18 protein-coding genes are annotated in these 18,364 nt (G+C 59.3%); 2 read left to right on the top strand and 16 right to left on the bottom strand.

The window, feature by feature from the left end:
- Window positions 1-104: 104 nt before the first annotated feature.
- The 14 genes from yjiA to hpaG form a co-directional block, all read right to left on the bottom strand.
- On the bottom strand, window positions 105-1,058 hold the full coding sequence (gene yjiA, locus IM271_RS19600; protein ID WP_193053042.1) for a GTPase: 954 nt from the start codon (window positions 1,056-1,058) through the stop codon (window positions 105-107).
- A gap of 10 nt (window positions 1,059-1,068) precedes the next feature.
- Window positions 1,069-1,272: a YbdD/YjiX family protein gene (locus tag IM271_RS19605; RefSeq protein ID WP_003856610.1), complete on the bottom strand. Its 204-nt coding sequence runs from the start codon at window positions 1,270-1,272 to the stop codon at window positions 1,069-1,071.
- Between the two features lie 54 nt (window positions 1,273-1,326).
- On the bottom strand, window positions 1,327-3,480 hold the full coding sequence (locus tag IM271_RS19610; RefSeq protein ID WP_028015394.1) for a carbon starvation CstA family protein: 2,154 nt from the start codon (window positions 3,478-3,480) through the stop codon (window positions 1,327-1,329).
- A 191-nt stretch (window positions 3,481-3,671) separates the two neighbouring features.
- A complete protein-coding gene (locus tag IM271_RS19615) occupies window positions 3,672-4,589 on the bottom strand; it encodes a YafY family protein (protein WP_048957191.1) in 918 nt (305 codons plus the stop codon).
- Between the two features lie 176 nt (window positions 4,590-4,765).
- Window positions 4,766-5,278, bottom strand: a complete 513-nt coding sequence (locus IM271_RS19620) for a 4-hydroxyphenylacetate 3-monooxygenase reductase subunit (protein WP_041911318.1) — start codon at window positions 5,276-5,278, stop codon at window positions 4,766-4,768.
- Between the two features lie 17 nt (window positions 5,279-5,295).
- Complete coding sequence (gene hpaB, locus IM271_RS19625) at window positions 5,296-6,858, bottom strand: 4-hydroxyphenylacetate 3-monooxygenase, oxygenase component (protein ID WP_193053043.1); 1,563 nt, start codon at window positions 6,856-6,858, stop codon at window positions 5,296-5,298.
- A gap of 195 nt (window positions 6,859-7,053) precedes the next feature.
- A complete protein-coding gene (gene hpaA / locus IM271_RS19630) occupies window positions 7,054-7,944 on the bottom strand; it encodes a 4-hydroxyphenylacetate catabolism regulatory protein HpaA (protein ID WP_048999306.1) in 891 nt (296 codons plus the stop codon).
- On the bottom strand, window positions 7,916-9,259 hold the full coding sequence (gene hpaX / locus IM271_RS19635; protein ID WP_193053044.1) for a 4-hydroxyphenylacetate permease: 1,344 nt from the start codon (window positions 9,257-9,259) through the stop codon (window positions 7,916-7,918). Before hpaX ends, hpaA begins: the two co-directional genes overlap by 29 nt.
- A gap of 21 nt (window positions 9,260-9,280) precedes the next feature.
- On the bottom strand, window positions 9,281-10,075 hold the full coding sequence (gene hpaI / locus IM271_RS19640) for a 4-hydroxy-2-oxoheptanedioate aldolase (RefSeq protein WP_059354706.1): 795 nt from the start codon (window positions 10,073-10,075) through the stop codon (window positions 9,281-9,283).
- A 10-nt stretch (window positions 10,076-10,085) separates the two neighbouring features.
- Window positions 10,086-10,889 (bottom strand): 2-oxo-hept-4-ene-1,7-dioate hydratase, encoded by an 804-nt coding sequence (gene hpaH / locus IM271_RS19645; protein ID WP_048957186.1) that lies wholly within the window; start codon window positions 10,887-10,889, stop codon window positions 10,086-10,088.
- 8 nt (window positions 10,890-10,897) lie between these two features.
- Window positions 10,898-11,278: a 5-carboxymethyl-2-hydroxymuconate Delta-isomerase gene (locus IM271_RS19650; RefSeq protein ID WP_193053045.1), complete on the bottom strand. Its 381-nt coding sequence runs from the start codon at window positions 11,276-11,278 to the stop codon at window positions 10,898-10,900.
- Between the two features lie 9 nt (window positions 11,279-11,287).
- Window positions 11,288-12,139, bottom strand: coding sequence for a 3,4-dihydroxyphenylacetate 2,3-dioxygenase (gene hpaD / locus IM271_RS19655; RefSeq protein WP_193053046.1), 852 nt, complete (start codon window positions 12,137-12,139; stop codon window positions 11,288-11,290).
- Between the two features lie 2 nt (window positions 12,140-12,141).
- Entirely contained in the window at window positions 12,142-13,608 is a 1,467-nt protein-coding gene (hpaE, locus tag IM271_RS19660; RefSeq protein ID WP_048999309.1) for a 5-carboxymethyl-2-hydroxymuconate semialdehyde dehydrogenase, read from the bottom strand.
- Complete coding sequence (gene hpaG, locus IM271_RS19665) at window positions 13,605-14,882, bottom strand: 4-hydroxyphenylacetate degradation bifunctional isomerase/decarboxylase (RefSeq protein ID WP_048999310.1); 1,278 nt, start codon at window positions 14,880-14,882, stop codon at window positions 13,605-13,607. Before hpaG ends, hpaE begins: the two co-directional genes overlap by 4 nt.
- A 271-nt stretch (window positions 14,883-15,153) precedes the next feature.
- Between hpaG and hpaR the strand changes: the two genes are divergently transcribed.
- On the top strand, window positions 15,154-15,594 hold the full coding sequence (hpaR, locus tag IM271_RS19670) for a homoprotocatechuate degradation operon regulator HpaR (RefSeq protein ID WP_023334396.1): 441 nt from the start codon (window positions 15,154-15,156) through the stop codon (window positions 15,592-15,594).
- An 83-nt stretch (window positions 15,595-15,677) separates the two neighbouring features.
- Window positions 15,678-17,342, top strand: a complete 1,665-nt coding sequence (tsr, locus tag IM271_RS19675) for a methyl-accepting chemotaxis protein (protein WP_045259638.1) — start codon at window positions 15,678-15,680, stop codon at window positions 17,340-17,342.
- Window positions 17,343-17,354: 12 nt separating this feature from the next.
- Here the strand turns inward: tsr and IM271_RS19680 are convergent, their stop codons facing one another.
- The gene (locus tag IM271_RS19680) at window positions 17,355-17,861 is read right to left on the bottom strand and encodes a GNAT family N-acetyltransferase (RefSeq protein ID WP_193053047.1); all 507 of its coding nucleotides are present in this window, start codon (window positions 17,859-17,861) and stop codon (window positions 17,355-17,357) included.
- A 29-nt stretch (window positions 17,862-17,890) separates the two neighbouring features.
- Window positions 17,891-18,364, bottom strand: a complete 474-nt coding sequence (locus tag IM271_RS19685) for a hypothetical protein (protein ID WP_041911308.1) — start codon at window positions 18,362-18,364, stop codon at window positions 17,891-17,893.

Raw genomic sequence — 18,364 nt, forward strand, 5'->3', positions numbered from 1 at the left:
CACCATGGGTAAAGGATGTTAAAAAGTGTTCACCATGTCCCCGAACACCTGTCTACCATGTCCCCGGACTGTACACCCTAAAGGGGAGAGGGGAAGCAAGGCGGTTATTTCTTCAGACCTGCAAACGCTGCTCGGATTTCTTCTTCCGGCAGCTGGATACCAATAAACACCATCACGCTATGCGGCGCTTCATCGCCCCACGGGCGGTCCCAGTCGGCGCTGTACAGGCGCTGTACGCCCTGAAACAGCAGGCGGTTCGGCTCGCCGTCGATCCATAGCATGCCTTTGTAGCGCAGCAGCTTGTCGGCAAACGACAGCAGCAGGTTTTCCATTACCCGCGAGACCTCGCTGATATCCACCGGGTAGTCCAGCTCCACCACAATCGACGCCACGTCGTTTTGCCTGTCTGCCATAAAGTGGAAGCGCGGCTTTGCGGTGACGTTCTCCTCCAGCATAAAGCCGTTGGTGTTAAACAGCTGGGATAGATCGATATCGCCATGCGTCACCGTATAAATCGGCGCGCGCGAGTTGATGCGGGTCAGGCGCTCGCGAAGTTTTTCGCTTTCGCCCGCCACGTCGGTTTTGGTCAGCAGGATGCGGTCGGCGTAGCCCACCTGGGACTGGGCAATGGTGAACTGGTTCATCTGCTCGTCGGCGTGGACCGCGTCTACCAGGGCAATCACCCCGTCCAGCAGGTAGCGCTGGCAAAGGATCTCGTGGGAGAAAAAGGTCTGAATAATCGGGCCGGGGTCGGCCATGCCGGTGCACTCGATCACCAGACGGTCGAAGTTGATTTCCCCGCGATCGCGGCTGTCGAGCAGGTCCAGCAGGGCGTCTTCCAGCTCGTTAGAGCGGGTGCAGCAGATGCAGCCGTTGGTCAGGGTTTTGATTTGCGTGGCGCGGTCTCCGATTAATTGATCGTCAACGGAGACTTCGCCAAATTCGTTTTCGATGACGGCGATTTTGAAGCCGTGCTGCTCGTTCAGGATGTGGCGCAGCAGGGTGGTTTTACCGGCGCCGAGGAAACCGGTCAGCAGGGTAACGGCAATCGGGGTCATGGTCTCTCCTTTAGCAGCAGCGGACGCCGCCTTCTCCACTTCCGCCGTAGCGCGCTTCCTGACGCTCGCGGAAGAATTCGGTGTAGGTCATGTACGGCTTATCCGGATGGTTGGTCTTCATATGCTCAACGTAGTTGTCATAGTCCGGAATGCCAATCAGCATTTTCGCCGCCTGACCGAGGTATTTTTTTGCTTCGCCTAAGTTACCAAACATAGTCCATCCTGATAAGAACAAAGCCCCGCCGGAGCGGGGCTGAATACAACCAGATTAATGGTGTGAAGAGGTCTTCACGCCGCCTTCCGGCACCGGCACGTACGGGGTCTCTTTATCCGTACGGCCTTCTGTGTTGCGCACTTTCATCCAGGTTTTGATGCCGTAGAAGATAATGCTGTACACCACCACCAGGAACAGAATGCTCAGACCCGCGTTGGTGTAGTTGTTCACCACGATATGGTTCATGTTGGCAATCTGCTGTGCGGTCAGATCCGCGCCGCCTGCGGCAATCTTCTCTTTGTACTGGTTAGCCATGAAGAAGAAGCCTTCCAGCTGCGGGTTGGTGCTGAACAGCTTCAGGCCCAGCGCCCAGGTGGTGCAGAGCAGCAGCCACAGCGCAGGAACCACGGTCACCCAGATGTATTTGGTGCGTTTCATCTTCACGAGGACGACGGTACCGAGCACCAGGGCAACGGCTGCCAGCATCTGGTTAGAGATACCGAACAGTGGCCACAGGCTCTTCACGCCGCCGAGCGGGTCGACAACGCCCTGATACAGCAGGTAGCCCCACAGGCCTACGCACCCGGCAGTACCCAGAACACCCGCTACCAGAGAGTCGGTTTTCTTCAGGAACGGCACGAAGTTGCCCAGCAGATCCTGCAGCATGAAGCGGCCCGCACGGGTACCGGCATCCAGCGCGGTGAGGATGAACAGCGCTTCGAACAGAATACCGAAGTGGTACCAGAAGCCCATGTCCGCCCACGGCAGCACTTTGTGGAACACGTGTGCGATACCCACGGCCAGCGTCGGCGCGCCACCTGCGCGGTTCAGCACGGACGGTTCGCCAATGTCCTTCGCGGTCTGCATGATCTGCTCAGGCGAGATCACGAAGCCCCAGGAGCTGACGGTCGCCGCCGCGTGTGCGCTGGCCTCTTTCAGCTGCGCCATGATCAGCGCGGTATTTTCCCCGCCCATCTCATGCAGGTTTGGCATGGTGATGCCCAGACCCGCCGGTGGAGTGTTCATCGCGAAGTACAGGCCTGGCTCGATAATCGAGGCCGCTACCAGCGCCATGATCGCCACGAAGGACTCCATCAGCATCGCGCCGTAACCGATAAAGCGCGCGTCGGTTTCGTTGGCCATCAGCTTCGGCGTGGTGCCGGAGGCGATCAGCGCGTGGAAGCCAGACACGGCGCCGCAGGCGATGGTAATAAACAGGAACGGGAACAGGGCGCCTTTCCACAGCGGACCGGTGCCGTCAATGTACTGCGTCACCGCCGGCATTTTCAGCTCAGGGTTGATGATGACAATCCCGATCGCCAGCCCGACGATGACACCGATTTTCAGGAAGGTCGCCAGGTAGTCGCGCGGAGCGAGAATCAGCCACACCGGCAGCAGGGCGGAAACGAACGCGTAACCGATCAGCGCGAAGGTGATGGTGGTGTCTTTAAAGGTCAGCGCCGGGCCCCAGTACGGGTCGTGCGCAATCACGCCGCCGAAGTAGATGGAGGCGACCAGCAGCACGATACCAATGACCGACACTTCACCCACGCGCCCAGGACGCAGGAAGCGCATATAGATGCCCATGAACAGCGCAATCGGTACGGTAGAACAGACGGTGAAGACGCCCCACGGACTTTCGGCCAGCGCTTTCACCACGATCAGCGCCAGCACCGCGAGGATGATGATCATGATCAGGAAGCAGCCGAAGAGGGCGATAGTGCCCGGCACGCGGCCCATCTCTTCTTTGATCATCTCGCCCAGCGACGAGCCGTTACGGCGCGAGGAGATAAACAGCACCATAAAGTCCTGCACCGCCCCCGCCAGCACCACGCCCGCCAGCAGCCAGAGCGTACCCGGCAGGTAGCCCATTTGCGCGGCCAGCACCGGGCCGACCAGCGGGCCCGCGCCTGCAATGGCGGCAAAGTGGTGACCAAATAGCACGTAGCGGTTGGTTGGCACGTAGTTCAGACCGTCATTGTTAATGACCGCCGGGGTGGCGCGCGTCGGGTCGAGCTTCATGACCTTCTGCGCGATGTACAAGCTGTAGTAGCGATAGGCCACAAGGTAGACGGAAACCGACGCGACCACGATCCACAGGGCGCTGACGTGTTCGCCCCGGCGTAATGCGACAACCGCCAGACAGAAAGCGCCGAGGATCCCGAGTAAGGCCCAGGGCACGTGCTTAAGTAGTTTTTTAGTATCCATAGTAAGACCTGGTTTTTTATGTAAAGAAAAAAGGGTCAGGGTTCGTTGTGAGGAGGTATTGATTAATGCTGGAGCGATCGTGCCAGATCCGCGCGCGCGTAAAGGACGGTAAATGAGTGAGTGGTTGAAAGTGATGGGTGAGCGGTCAAAGGACGCGGCGAGTGGTTCAGGCTCGCCGCTGGTCGGGGAAATTATGTGATTGAGATCACGTGGTTTTCCGGGCTGCGCTCCATCGACAGGTAGCTTTCCAGCGTCTTGATGAGCTTCTCCTTCAGCCAGCTCGGCTCCAGGATCTGAATATTCGGCAGCCAGTAGAACAGCAGCGGCAGGATCTGGTTTTCGTGTGCCGCCTGGCAGCGCAGCGTGACGCCGCCGCGCCGCTCCTCCAGCAGCTCCTGTTCCGGCAGGAGATCGCGGCGCAGGAAGTAATGTGAAATATTATCCTTAATGAATATTTTCACGGTGAAAGTAGTTTCGGACACCCACGGGTCGAGGCTTTTTTCCAGCAGTTCCCGAACATTTTCATCAGGAGTAAAAAAGGTTTTTTGAACATCAAACCAGCTAATCTGGCTTAATGAAAAGGATTTCAACCGGCTATTTTCGGTAGCTTGTAAATACCATATATTTTTTTTGTTAATGAGTTTATAGGGATTAATCAGACGGGTTTTACCCTTATAAACGATCTGACAGACATTATGGTTCTTTATCGATTTCTCGATTTTCGCTAAATGGCGGCGGATATCACGCTGCACCGTGTGCTCTGCGTCATTACCGAGGATAAGAATATGGTTTTCGTCGACGCGCGCCTCCAGCTTTTGCCAGAAGTCCGTATTTCTTTCAGGGAAAAAATTATCGGCATTCAGGAAGTTAGCCAGAGCATGATGTAATCCCTGCCCGCCGGGAGATTGGGCGGAATGGATCAGTCGATATAGCCCGTTACCGGTATGTTCAACAATGGGCGAGAGCGCATTTAAATCCCGGTAGACGGTACGCTCGGTAATTTTAAATTTCTCCATTAGCGCACTGCGGTTTACCACCCCGTGTAAATGTAGCTCAAGGAGAATATCGACCAGACGTTCAGCCGAGCGGCTCCGCGTCGTTTTAGCCATAAGGTCTTCCTGTATATTGGGTATGCGCTGAACAATGCAAAAGCACTGACCGGAGATGTCAGTATTCAGGCACAGAAAATTTCTCTTATGGATATATAACGGCGTGATTTAGCGGAAACCTTAGGAATTTTTGTAGAAAGCGGCGCTGGCCCGAAAAAAGGCCAGCGCGAGGGGGATCACACGACGGCTTCCATCTCCATCATCACCGGGTGGAAACGGCGCTTAAAGTAGATCAGGCCGTGTCCCGCGTCACTCAGGATGATGTTTTTCACTTCGACAAGATAAACCAGATGCGTGCCGATGGTTTGCACCTGGGTAATCTCGCCTTCCAGGCTCGCCAGCGCGCCTTTCAGCACCGGCTGCCCCAGCGGGCCTTTCTGCCAGCAGGAGAGGGCAAAGCGCTCCTCCATTGCCATCCCGGTCATCCCGGCGAAGTGGCGGGCCATGATCTCCTGCTCGTGGTTCAGCACGTTGACGCACAGCCTGCCGTTGCCCTGAAAGACCGGGTTCATGGCGCTGTTGGCGTTAATGCAGACCATGACCGACGGCGGGGTATCCGTCACCGAGCAGACGGCGGTGGCGGTAATGCCGCAGCGTCCGGCGTCGCCCTCTGTGGTGACCACATTGACCGCCGCCGACAGGCTGCTCATTGCGTCGCGAAAACGCAGGCGTTGTTCATCTGAATGCATTGTAACCTCCCGCTGCGCTATTTCAGCAGCTTGTCGAGCATGTTGATATCGCTGTTGTTGTGCAGGTGCGGCACGGTCCAGCCGTGCTGGTCGTACTCGGACATGCAGCGGTCGACCATTGCCATCATCTTGTCCATATTCCCGGAGCTTTGCGCCTGACGCAGGCACTGCAGGCGGATCTCATCCTGGCTGCCGGAGTAGTTGATTTCGTACAACTCGTGACGACCACCAAACTCGCTGCCGATGGCGTCCCACATCAGTTTCAAAATCTTGATGCGTTCGACGTGATCCATTCCGTTGGAGCCGCGTACGTACTTCGCCAGATACTGGTCGATCTGCGGGTTGTTCAGGTCCCGCGCGCTGGACGGCAGGTAGATCAGCCCGGAGGTCACGTTACGTTCGATGATGTTCTTGATCTTCGCGTAGGCCATCGGGGCCATCACGCGGTAGGTTTGCAGCGCCGCGTGGTCCGGCAGGTACGCGCCGTTCACCCACGGCGTGGCTTCGGAGCACATGGAGTCGCTCAGCGCCCAGAACATATTGCGCCAGGCCACCACTTCACCGAGATCCGCCTGCACGCCGCGGAACTCAAGGGTACCGGTGCACTCCAGGGATTTCTTCAGCAGGGCGGTGATGAAGTCGAGCTTCACCGCCAGACGCACGCAGGCCTGAAGCGGGTACATGCGGGCGAAGCCGCCCTCCATCGTCCAGCGACGGCAGCGGTCGAAATCGCGGTAGATCAGCACGTTTTCCCACGGGATCAGTACGTTATCCATCACCAGGATCGCGTCGTTCTCGTCGAAGCGGCTGGAGAGCGGGTAGTCGTACGGGGAGCCGGTTGCGCCTGCCACCATCTCGTACGAGGCGCGGGAGATCAGCTTCACCCCTTCGGCGTCCATCGGCGCGACGAACATCAGCGCGAAGTCCGGGTTTTCGCCCATCACCTGCGCGGAGCCAAAACCGATCATGTTGTAGTGGGTCAACGCCGAGTTGGTTGCGACGACTTTCGCACCGCTGACGATAATCCCGGCATCGGTCTCTTTCTCCAGCTTGATGTAGACGTCCTTCACCTCGTCCGCCGGCTTGTGGCGGTCGATCGGCGGGTTGACGATGGCGTGGTTAAAGTACAGGCCGGTTTCCTGAATGCGGGTGTACCAGCTGCGGGCGTTCTGCTCGAACTGGCCGTAAAAGGCTGGGTTCGCGCCGAGGGCGCAGCCGAACGCCGCTTTGTAGTCCGGCGTGCGGCCCATCCAGCCGTAGCTCAGGCGCGACCACTCGGCGATGGCATCGCGCTGCTGGCGCAGGTCGTCGGCGCTTTTCGCCACGCGGAAGAATTTGTGGGTGTAGCCGCCGCTGCCAGTGTCGGTGCCCCAGCACAGCGTATCCTGCATGTCCGGCTTGTGCAGGGCGTCGTACATCTGGGCGATAGACGCCGCCGCATTGCGAAATGCCGGGTGGGTAGTGACGTCCTTAACGCGCTCGCCGTAGATATAAATCTCACGGCCATCTTGCAGGCTTTTTAAATACTCTTCGCCGGTTAACGGACGTTTGGCATCAGCGCGGCAATCTTCAGGCTTCATAGGGACCTCGTATCGGAAGAAGGTTGTTAAATTTATGTTTTGTTTTTGTTGTTTAATTGAAGCGTGAGAGGGGCGGAACGTGAAGGGACGTTTGGGACAACGGCGGGTACTTTTCGGGCGTAGAAGGGATTTGTGATCTGTGCGGGTTTTTGGCGGGTGGTGCTGAGCTTACCCGCCCTACATACCGCGATGCGCTCAGGAAACCGGTACTTTCTGCGCCCGATACGCGCTGGGCGAGCAGCCCGTCAGGCGATTGAAAAACCGGGCGAAATAGGCCGGATCTTTAAATCCCAACTGCCAGGCAATCTCGCTGACCGCGCTGTCGGAAAACAGCAGCAGGCGCCTGGCCTCGCGCAGCTGCCGGTCGAAGATCAGCCGTTTCGGCGAGCGGTTGGCGAAGCGGCGGCAGATGTCCGTCAGGCGGGATTCGGTCAGGTGCAGCTCGCTGGCATATTCCGGCACCGTCCAGTGCTGGTGATAGTGGGTGTCGATCAGCTGGGTAAAGCGCTGGAACAGCTTCAGCTCGCCGCGCATGCCGCCTGACGCGTGGTCGTCGAGCTTCGCGTTGCGCAGCAGCAGGGTAAATACCGCCTGCGCCAGCAGGACCAGCGTATGCTCACGGCCCGGCAGCTGCGCCGTGGATTCCCGGGCGATGAGCAGCCAGTAGTGCTTCAGCGCCGCCAGTTCGTCAGGTTTGTCGGCAAGCGACAGACAGATCCCCGGCAGGCCGAACGCTTCCCGCGTGCCGGGGTAGAGCACCTCCAGCAGCGGCCAGATGAGATCCTCGCGCACCGTCAGCACGTGCCCGTCGCTGTCGGATTCGGTGATAAACGCGTGCGGCACCGACGGCGGCGTCAGCACAAACAGCGGCGCCTGCACCGAATAGCGGTGGTCGTCGAGCTGGAGTTCAATCTGTCCGGTATCGAGAAAGTGCATCTGAAAGTACTGGTCGTGACGATGCGCCTGCATGTCGCGGCCAAAAAAGGCCGCCATGCGGGCGAACGACTGATAGTGCACGTCGTCGGTGCCCAGGCTTTCGTCGTACTCCTTGCTGATATCAATGTTGGCGATAGGGCTCTGGCACACGATCGTTCCTCTGTTGAACCCGCTGCGTCATCGGGATGCGCGTCAGCACCAGCGCGCCGACCACCAGCAGACCCGCCACGAACCACAGCCCGGAGCTGAAGCTGCCGGTCGCGTCGCGCAGGATCCCAATCAGCAGCGGGCTGACGGCGGATCCGACGTTACCGATGGCGTTGATCACCGCCAGCGCCACCGCGCGTGACTGCAGGCTAATAACCTGGTCCGGCGTGGTCCAGAATATCGCCATGGCGGTAAACGATCCGGTTGAGGCCATGATGATGCCAAGCAGCTGGATCAGGCTGTGATCGGTCGCGGAGGCCAGCATCCATCCCGCCGCTGCAAACAGGTACGGCAGGATGGTGTGCTTTTTTCGCTCTTTCAGCCTGTCGGAGCGGCGACTCCACCAGATCATCCCGAGGATGGTACAAAACTGCGGGATCGCCGCCAGCAGGCCAATCACGATATTGCTGCTGCCGGTGTTGAAGCTTTGCAGGATCTGCGGCGTCCAGATGTTGATCGCGCTCAGCGTATTGGTCAGACAGAAGTAGGCCAGCGTGTAGAGCAGCACGGCGGGCGTAAGCACCTCGCGCAGCGTCGAGCGCGGCGTGACGGATTGGGCGATGGCGACCTCCTGCTCGCGCGCGATCATCGTTTTCAGCGCCTGCTTTTCGTCTTCATCCAGCCAGGTGGCCTGATCCGGCGTGTCGTTGAGGTAAAACCAGGTCACCACGCCGAGCACCACCGACGGCAACCCCTCCAGCAGAAACAGCCACTGCCAGCCCTTCAGGTTCCACAGCCCGTCCATCGCCAGAATATACCCGGAGAGGATCGAGCCAAGCATCATGGTCACCGGCATGGCGATCATAAACAGCGCGTTGGCGCGGGCGCGGTGATAGGCCGGGAACCACCAGGTGAGATAGACCAAAATCCCCGGCAGGAAACCGGCTTCCGCAATGCCCACCAGCATGCGCAGGACGTAAAGCGTTTCGGGGCTGGTGGCGAACATGGTGCAGGTGGAGGCGATGCCCCACACCACCATGATCCCGGCGATCCAGCGGCGTGCGCCGACCTTCGCCATCATGATGTTGCTGGGGATCCCGCACAGCACGTAGGTGACGTAAAACAGCGTCGCGGCCAGGCCAAACATGGTCGACGTGAGGCCCAGATCTTTGCCCATCGTCAGCCCGGCAAAGCCGATGTTGATGCGATCGAGAAACGAGAAAACAAACAGGATAAAGAGAAACACGATCAAACGACGGAACAGCTTATTTATTGCGCGATGTTCTACATCTTTATTATGCAGGGTTGAGGTCGTCATGTTGCGCTCCACATCGTACGTTTAGTAGACGGATTTATTGTTATCAACTGCTGTGGTGACGTCGGTAAAGCGGGCCGCCAGCGCTTCGGCGCTGCGGGCGAGCAGGGTGGTATCCACACCGACCGCCACAAACAATGCGCCGAGGCCGAGATAGCGTTTCGCCAGCTGTTCATTCGCCATCAGGATGCCGGGCGCTTTGCCCGCGCTGAGGATCTGCGCGATCGCCTGTTCGATGGCGGCCTGCACCTCCGGGTGCTGCGGATTGCCGGCAAAGCCCATGTCGGCGCTCAGATCCGCCGGTCCGATAAACACGCCGTCGACGCCTTCCACGTCCAGGATCTGCGGCAGGTTTTTCAGCGCCTCGCGGGTTTCGATCTGCACCAGCACGCACATGGCGTCGTTAGCCTGATGCAGGTAATCCGGGATGCGGTTCCAGCGCGAGGCGCGCGCCAGGGCGCTGCCGACGCCGCGGATGCCCGCAGGCGGGTAGCGGGTGGCGCTTACCGCCAGCCGCGCCTCGTCAGCGTTTTGCACCATCGGCACCAGCAGGGTTTGCGCGCCTATGTCCAGCAGCTGCTTGATCTGCACCGGATCGTTCCACGACGGGCGCACCACCGGCTGGCTGGGATAAGGGGCGATAGCCTGGAGCTGAGTCAGGACGGTCTGCACGCTGTTCGGCGCGTGCTCGCCGTCGATCAGCAGCCAGTCAAAACCGGCCCCGGCCAGCAGCTCTGCGCTGTAGCTGCTGGTCAGCCCCAGCCATAAACCGATTTGCGGGCGGCCCGCCTTCAGCGCCGCTTTGAATGCGTTTTGCATGGTCGCCTCCTTATACAAAGCGACAGCTGATGGAGCCCATGTTGCCGTAGTCAACATGGAAGGTATCGCCTCTGCTGGCGGCAACCGGACGGGTAAACGAGCCGCCGAGGATGATTTGTCCGGGCTCAAGCTGCACGTCGTACGGCGCGAGCTTGTTCGCCAGCCACGCCACGCCGTTCGCCGGGTGGTTAAGCACGCCAGCGGCGACGCCGGTCTCTTCGATCACGCCGTTGCGGTAGAGCAGGGCGGAGATCCAGCGCAGATCCAGCGCGTCGGGCTTAATCGGACGACCGCCGAGGATCACCCCGGCGTTGGCGGCGTTATCGGAGATGGTGTCGAACACCTTGCGCGGGCGCTGGGTCTCCGGGTCGACGTTGTGGCAGCGGGCGTCGATCAGCTCCAGGGCGGGAATGACGTAATCCGTGGCGTTGTAGACGTCGAAGATCGTGCAGTTCGGGCCGCGCAGCGGTTTTGCCAGCACGAAGGCCAGCTCCACTTCGATACGCGGGACGATAAAGCGGTCAACGGGGATGTCGCTGCCGTCGTGGAAGAACATGTCGTCCAGCAGCGCGCCGTAGTCCGGCTCGCTGATCTGCGAGCTGGCCTGCATCGCTTTCGAGGTGAGGCCAATCTTATGGCCTTTCAGCACGCGGCCTTCGGCAATTTTCAGGCTCACCCATTCGCGCTGTACGGCGTAGGCGTCTTCGATGGTGATCTCCGGGTACTCCAGCGAGATCGCGCGGATCTGCTCCCGGGACTGTTCCGCCTGATGCAGGCGCTGGGCGATCAGGGTATGGGTGTGTTTATCCAGCATAAAAGACCTCAGCGAAAGAGCGCGTGCACGTTGTTTTGTTTGTAATTGAGCGTCGGATGCAGCTCGTCCAGCTCAAACGACAGCGCCAGATAGCGCTCCGCCATCAGCTCCGCGAAGTGGGTTTTGATCAGCGCAAACAGCATCTCCCCCACGGCTTCCCGGTTCTCCAGGCTGCGCCCGGCGCCGATCTTCAGCGTCATATGCACAAAGGCGTAATCATGCTTACCGTCCGCCATCTGCCAGGTGTCCAGCCAGTGGGCGCGGCTGCGGATGCCGCCGAGCGGGAAGATCCCCGTGGCGGCCAGCGCCTCGTTCACTTTGGCGAACAGCCCCGGCAGGTCGGCCTGCGCGCGGATGTTGTCGGTACATTCAGCAATAAAGTGCGGCATAACGACTCCTTATGCGGGCAGCGGGAAAACGGCGTTGACCTGGCCGGTGCCGGAGCTGGCGAACAGCTCGGTGAGGAACTCCACCTTGCCGTCGTATTTATCCCAGCCCAGCATCCCCAGCAGCATCACCGTGTCGTGCATGTTGCCCTCGCCGTAGCAGTAGTCGGCGTACTCCGGCAGCATGCTGCAAAACTCTTTAAACTGGCCTTCGCGCCACAGCTCGACCACGCGCTCGTCCATCTGACGGTCGAACTCGCGGGTGTAGCTGTTCATCCCTTCTTCCGCACGCTGGTCGTCGATAAAGCGGTGCGAGAGCGAGCCGCTGGCGAGCACCGCCACGGTGCCGTCGTACTTTTCGATGGCGCTGACGATGGCCTCGCCCAGCCTGCGGCTGTCGGCGAAGTCGTGAACCGTGCAGAACGCGGAGATGGAGATCACTTTGAAGTGCTTATCCGCGTTCATGTAGCGCATCGGCACCAGCGTGCCGTACTCCAGCTTGAGGCTCGGGATGTTGTGCGCCTTGGCGCGCACGCCGAGCTTCACCGCTTCGTCGGCGATCAGTTGCCCGAGCTCCGGGTTGCCGTCGTAGTCGTAGGTCATGTCGCGGATAAAGTGCGGCAGCTCGTTGCTGGTGTAGACGCCTGAAAAATGATCCGCACAGTTGATGTGGTACGCGCTGTTCACCAGCCAGTGGGTGTCGAACACGATGATGGTGTCCACGCCCAGTTCACGGCAGCGCTTGCTGATCTCTTTATGCCCGTCGATGGCGGACTGGCGGCAGCCGTGGTTTTTCCCCGGCAGCTCGGAAAGATACATCGACGGCACGTGGGTGATTTTTGCCGCTAACGCTAGCTTGCCCATTGTCAGATCCCCCATTTTGGAATCGGATGGTCGCCCATGGAGATGCAGACGTTCTTCATCTCCGCGAACACTTCAAAGCTGTACTCGCCGCCCTCGCGGCCGGTGCCGGAGGCCTTCACGCCGCCAAACGGCTGGCGCAGGTCGCGCACGTTCTGGGTGTTGACGAACACCATGCCCGCTTCAATGCTGCGCGCCAGACGGAGCACCTTGCTGACGTCCTGGGTCCAGATGTATGACGCCAGGCCGTACTCCACGTCGTTCGCCAGGCGCAGGCCTTCCGCCTCGTCCTTAAACGGCAGCAGGCAGGCCACCGGCCCGAAGATCTCCTCCTGCGCCACGCGCATGCGGTTGTCGACGTCCGCCAGCACCGTCGGGCGCAGGAAGTTGCCGCCTTTCAGGTGTACAGGCAGATCGACCGGTTTGTCCGGGCCGCCCGCCAGCAGGGTGGCGCCTTCCTCGATGCCGAGGCGGATATAGCCGGAGACTTTCTCCCAGTGCTGCTGGCTGATGAGCGCGCCAATCTGGGTGTTCGGATCGGTCGGATCGCCCACGCGAAGGCGATTGGCGCGTTCGGCGAAGCGCTTGACGAACTCCGGGTAGATGCTCTGCTGGATGAAGATGCGCGAGCCCGCGGTGCAGCGCTCGCCGTTGATGGAGAAGATGGTGAACAGCGCGGCGTCCAGCGCGCGTTCGATGTCCGCATCTTCAAAAATCAGCACCGGGGATTTGCCGCCCAGCTCCATGGAATATTTCTTCAGCCCGGCGTTTTTCATGATGTTGCGCCCGGTGGCGGTGCCGCCGGTGAAGGAGACGGCGCGCACGTCGTGGTGGCGCACCAGCGCGTCGCCTGCCGTCGCCCCGTATCCCTGCACCACGTTCAGCACGCCCGCCGGAATGCCCGCCTCCAGCGCCAGCTCGCCCAGACGGTCGGCGGTCAGCGGCGAGAGTTCAGACATCTTCAGCACCGCGGTGTTGCCCAGCGCCAGGCACGGCGCGACCTTCCAGGTGGCGGTCATAAACGGCACGTTCCACGGCGACACCAGCGCGCAGACGCCCACCGGCTGCACCAGGGTGTAGTTGAGCATTTTGTCGTCGACCGGGTAGGTTTTGCCGTTCATCTGCTGGCACACTTCGGCGAAGAACTCGAAGTTGTGCGAGGCGCGCGGGATGAGCACATTTTTGGTCTGGTGGATCGGCAGGCCGGTGTCGGCGGTTTCCATGGCGGCGATCTCGGGCACGTTCTGGTCGATCAGATCCCCCAGGCGACGCATCAGGCGCGCGCGCTCCTTCATCGGCAGGTTGGCCCATTTCGGGAACGCCTCTTTAGCGGCGGCAACGGCCTGATGAATTTCCGCTTCACCGCCGGAGGCGACTTCCGCTAATACCTCGCCGGAGGCCGGGTTAGTGGTATGGAAGTACTCGCTTCCGGCGACGTTTTTACCGTTGATCCAGTGGTTAATCTTTTTCATTTTGCAGTCTCCTCGCTGACAATCCGGTTCACCAGGCGGCCCACGCCTTCCACTTCCACCACCACTTCATCGCCCGGCACCACGTCGGACAGCCCCTTCGGCGTGCCGGTGGCGATCATGTCGCCCGGCTGTAGGGTCATAAAATCGCTCAGATACGCAATCAGGTAAGGAATGCTGAAAATGAGATCGGCGGTGGTGCCTTCCTGACGCAGTTCGCCGTTGACGAAGGTGCGCAGGGTTAAGTTATGCGGATCGGGAATGGCTTCTTTCGGCACGATGTTCGGGCTGATGGGGGTTAATCCGTCGCGGCTTTTGACCCGCAGGTTCGGGCGGTAGTAATTTTCCAGGTAGTCGCGGATGGCGTAGTCGTTGCAGACCGTGTAGCCTGCGACATACTCCATCGCCTCGGCTTCGCTCACCTTACGCGCGGTTTTACCGATAACCACCACCAGCTCCGCCTCGTAGTGCATGTATTCGATATTGTTCGGGCGCACCGAGGTCTGGTTGTCGCCATTGAAGGTGTTCGGCGCTTTGATAAACACCAGCGGCTCGGTGGGCGGCTTGAAGTCCAGCTCGCTGGCATGATCGGCGTAGTTAAGACCGAGGGCGAACAGCGTGGCGTGTTCAGGCGTGCGGTGGGAAAGGGCAACGTCGCGCTCGTTCACCACCGGGTTTTCCAGCGGCGGGAAACCTTCCGCCAGAATCCGCACGCGATCGCCCGGGCGGATCTCCACGCGGCTTTGCGGTGTGCCGAGCAGGATCGCATCGCCGGGCTTGAGGGTGGCGAATTCGCTCAGGGCGCTCAGCAGTTCGGCGGCGCTGCTTTGCAGATCGGCGGTGTTCCAGTGGTCCGCTTCGCGGCCGTTGATCTCGGTGATGATGGTCAGGTTGTCGACGTTATCAACGGCGGCCAGCTCGCCAAGCGGGCAAAAGCCGTCCCGGCATTTGGCCTTAATGGCCGGACGGTAGAAGCTCTCTTCCGGCAGGCTCACTTCGTTGGCCAGCGCGTATCCCGCGATGTAGGCCGCGGCGTCCTCTACGCGCACCCTGCTGGCGGTTTTACCCACAACCAGCGCCACCGTCGCGCCGCTTAACACCGTTTCCCCCTGCGGGAAAGGAATGGGCTCGCCCGCGCGAATCACGGTGTTGTGCGGTTTGATAAACCACACCGGCGTTTTTGGCGGCGTGTTGTAAGGGGCTTTTTCAAACGCCTCAGCCCAGGCTTCTTGCTGACTCTGGTGGTTCAGCGCGACGGCAAATACGGTACCTTTCATTCACCTACTCCTCACCCCGACGGTCCGGGTTATGATTTCATTAATATGTTAATGATCTGGTTTTATGCTTTTGCTGTTTATTTCGCAATCAGAAGTGAAGAATTTGTGATATGAATAACAATAAATTTACATTATGGATTTTAATACTATGTAAATCAGTTGCTTAATAAAACAGAATGGTTTCTGTTAGACTTTCTGGCAGGAAACGTGTTGTTTATAAAAACATCTTTTATGAATCGTTTACTTGTTAATGATGTGAAGGGGAGAGGCTATGCATGATTCATTAACCATCGCGCTTTTGCAGGCGCGGGAAGCGGCGATGTCGTACTTCCGTCCGATTGTGAAGCGGCATAACCTCACCGAGCAGCAGTGGCGCATCGTGCGCGTGCTGGCTGAACATCCGTCGATGGATTTTCACGATCTGGCGTTTCGCACCTGTATTCTGCGCCCGAGCCTGACCGGCATTCTGACGCGCATGGAGCGCGACGGCCTGGTGCTGCGCTTAAAGCCGGTGAACGACCAGCGCAAGCTGTACGTGTCGCTGACCAAAGAGGGAAATGCGCTGTACGAGCACGCCCAGGCGCAGGTGGAAGAGGCGTATCAGCAGATTGAGGCGGAATACACCCCGGAGAAGATGAAGCAGCTGACGGCGCTGCTGGAAGAGTTTATTGAACTCGGGAACCGGCATAACGCAGCGCGGGAAGAAGAGTAAAAACCACAAATTCCAGGATGATTTTCGTAAAGTTTTCCCTTTCCAGGCCGAAAATTCTGTATCTGTCTGAGGAAAGAGAAAACATGTTAAACCGTATCAAGATTGTCACCAGCTTAATGCTGGTTTTAGCGATATTTGGCCTTTTACAACTCACATCCGGTGGTCTTTTCTTTAATGCTCTGAAGAATGACAAAGAGAATTTCACCGTCCTGCAAACCATTCGTCAGCAACAATCCACCCTTAACGGGAGCTGGGTTGCGCTGCTGCAAACCCGTAATACCCTGAACCGCGCGGGCATCCGCTACATGATGGATCAGAACAATATCGGCAGCGGCGCGACCGTTAACGATCTGATGCAGATTGCGTCTGCCTCGCTGAAACAGGCGGAAAAAAACTGGGCTGACTATGAAGCCCTGCCGCGCGACCCGCGTCAGAGCGACGCCGCTGCGCTGGAAATTAAACGTAACTACGATATCTACCACGGTGCGCTGGCTGAGCTAATTCAGCTGCTGGGGGCGGGCAAAATCAACGCCTTCTTCGACCAGCCGACCCAGAGCTACCAGGATGGATTCGAGAAGCAGTACGTGAGCTACCTGCAGCAGAACGACAAGCTGTACCAGATGGCGGTTGAAGACAGCAACAGCTCTTACACTCAGGCTATCTGGGTGCTGATCAGCGTGCTGGTTGCCGTGCTGGTGGTGATCGTGGCCGTCTGGCTGGGTATCAAGCAGGCGCTGATCTCTCCGCTGACGCGTCTCATTGACAATATCCGCCACATCGCCAGCGGCGACCTGGTGAAGCGCATCGACGTGGAAGGCTCTAACGAGATGGGCGAACTGGCCGACTCGCTGCGTCATATGCAGGGCGAACTGGTGCGTACCGTGGGCGACGTGCGTAACGGCGCGAACGCTATCTATAGCGGCGCGAGCGAAATCGCGATGGGCAATAACGACCTCTCTTCCCGTACTGAACAGCAGGCCGCTTCCCTGGAAGAGACCGCTGCCAGCATGGAGCAGCTGACGGCGACCGTTAAGCAGAACGCCGAGAACGCCCGTCAGGCGAGCCACCTGGCGCTAAGCGCGTCTGAAACCGCGCAGAAGGGCGGCAAGGTGGTGGACAACGTGGTGCAAACCATGCGTGACATCGCGGGCAGTTCGCAGAAAATTGCCGATATCATCAGCGTGATCGACGGCATTGCCTTCCAGACCAACATCCTGGCGCTGAACGCGGCGGTAGAAGCGGCGCGTGCGGGCGAACAGGGCCGTGGATTTGCGGTGGTGGCAGGGGAAGTGCGTAACCTGGCCCAGCGCAGCGCTCAGGCAGCACGTGAGATCAAGAGCCTGATTGAAGACTCCGTTGGACGCGTGGAAGTGGGTTCAACGCTGGTGGAAAGCGCCGGTGAAACCATGGGTGAGATCGTGAACGCGGTGACCCGCGTGACCGATATCATGGGCGAGATTGCCTCTGCGTCCGACGAGCAGAGCCGCGGTATCGACCAGGTCGGTCTGGCAGTGGCGGAGATGGATCGCGTGACCCAGCAGAACGCCTCGCTGGTGGAAGAGTCAGCCGCAGCGGCGGCGGCGCTGGAAGAGCAGGCAAGCCGTCTGACGCAGGCCGTGGCGGTGTTCCGCATTCAGCAGGAGCAGATGAAGGCGCGTGAATTCGCTTCGGCGAAAGCCGTTGCCGCACCGGTAATGACGCGTAAAACCGCGACTGCCGATGCAGGTGATAACTGGGAAACGTTCTAACGCCGGGCGATATTACAGAGGCAGGCGCATGGCGCAGCGCGTTTCATACGCGAAACCGTGCGCTGTCTCTTCTTCGCGTTTTTCACGCAATTCAGGCGTCAGCCTCGTCATCATTTCAAACCCCAGCCGCGCATAGAAGGGCGCATTCCACGGTACGTCCCGGAACGTCGTCAGCGTCAGCGCGGTCAGCCCCCTTTTACGGGCGCAATCTGCCACGCAGGCGATGAGCTGTCTGCCAATCCCTTTTCCCTGCCAGTTCAGATCAACCGAGAGTTCGACAATAAACAGTGATGACGGATGGGCTTCGGCAAGGACAAACCCAACGGGCTGGTCGTTTGCCAGCGCCAGCCAGCTGAGCCCGCGTTCGGCATAGTCGAGGTGTTGCTCAGCGGGAATGACCTCGCCGTCGGCAAGCCAGGCGAGTTCCGGGATGCCGCGGAATCGCCCGGCCGCCGCGCGTTCAATGGCGGACAGGGCGGCAACGTCGCTGAGGGTGGTGGGGCGAATGCGAATAGTCATGGCGGCAAGTATAGCCTGACCCGTCGACATTATTCCGAGCAGATCAGCACCGGCGAATAAAAATTGCTGATCACCAGCGCGTCTTCCGGCGTGCGCTCTATCGTCAGAAGCCTTTTATTGCCCAGCGTCAGGCCGGCAACGTATTTTTCAAAGACCCCGGGCGGCATCGCGTCATGGCTAAAGCGCTCCACTTTTTGAATGACGATCTCATACAGTTCGTCCTCCACGTGACGCCATTTAAACATCTCCTGGCGAGAAACCTCCCAGCTGCGCGGGGCATTCACCACGTTGCCGTTAACCGTGATGTACCCCGTTTTGTCGGGGTGAAAGCGCATAATGACCTCACCGTCAAAGGTGAAATTGTGGCTGTCGCGCTCGTCGGTAAACGTCAGGTTTCCGTCGCAGGTTACCGACAGCGGAGGCGTGTGAAAATACCACGCCAGCGCGGTGCCCAGCAGCAGCAGGTTGAGGATCAGGATTAGCCAAACTTTTTTCTGTCTCAT

Source organism: Enterobacter cloacae complex sp. I3 (genome assembly GCF_014896175.1).
Taxonomy (GTDB): domain Bacteria; phylum Pseudomonadota; class Gammaproteobacteria; order Enterobacterales; family Enterobacteriaceae; genus Enterobacter; species Enterobacter bugandensis.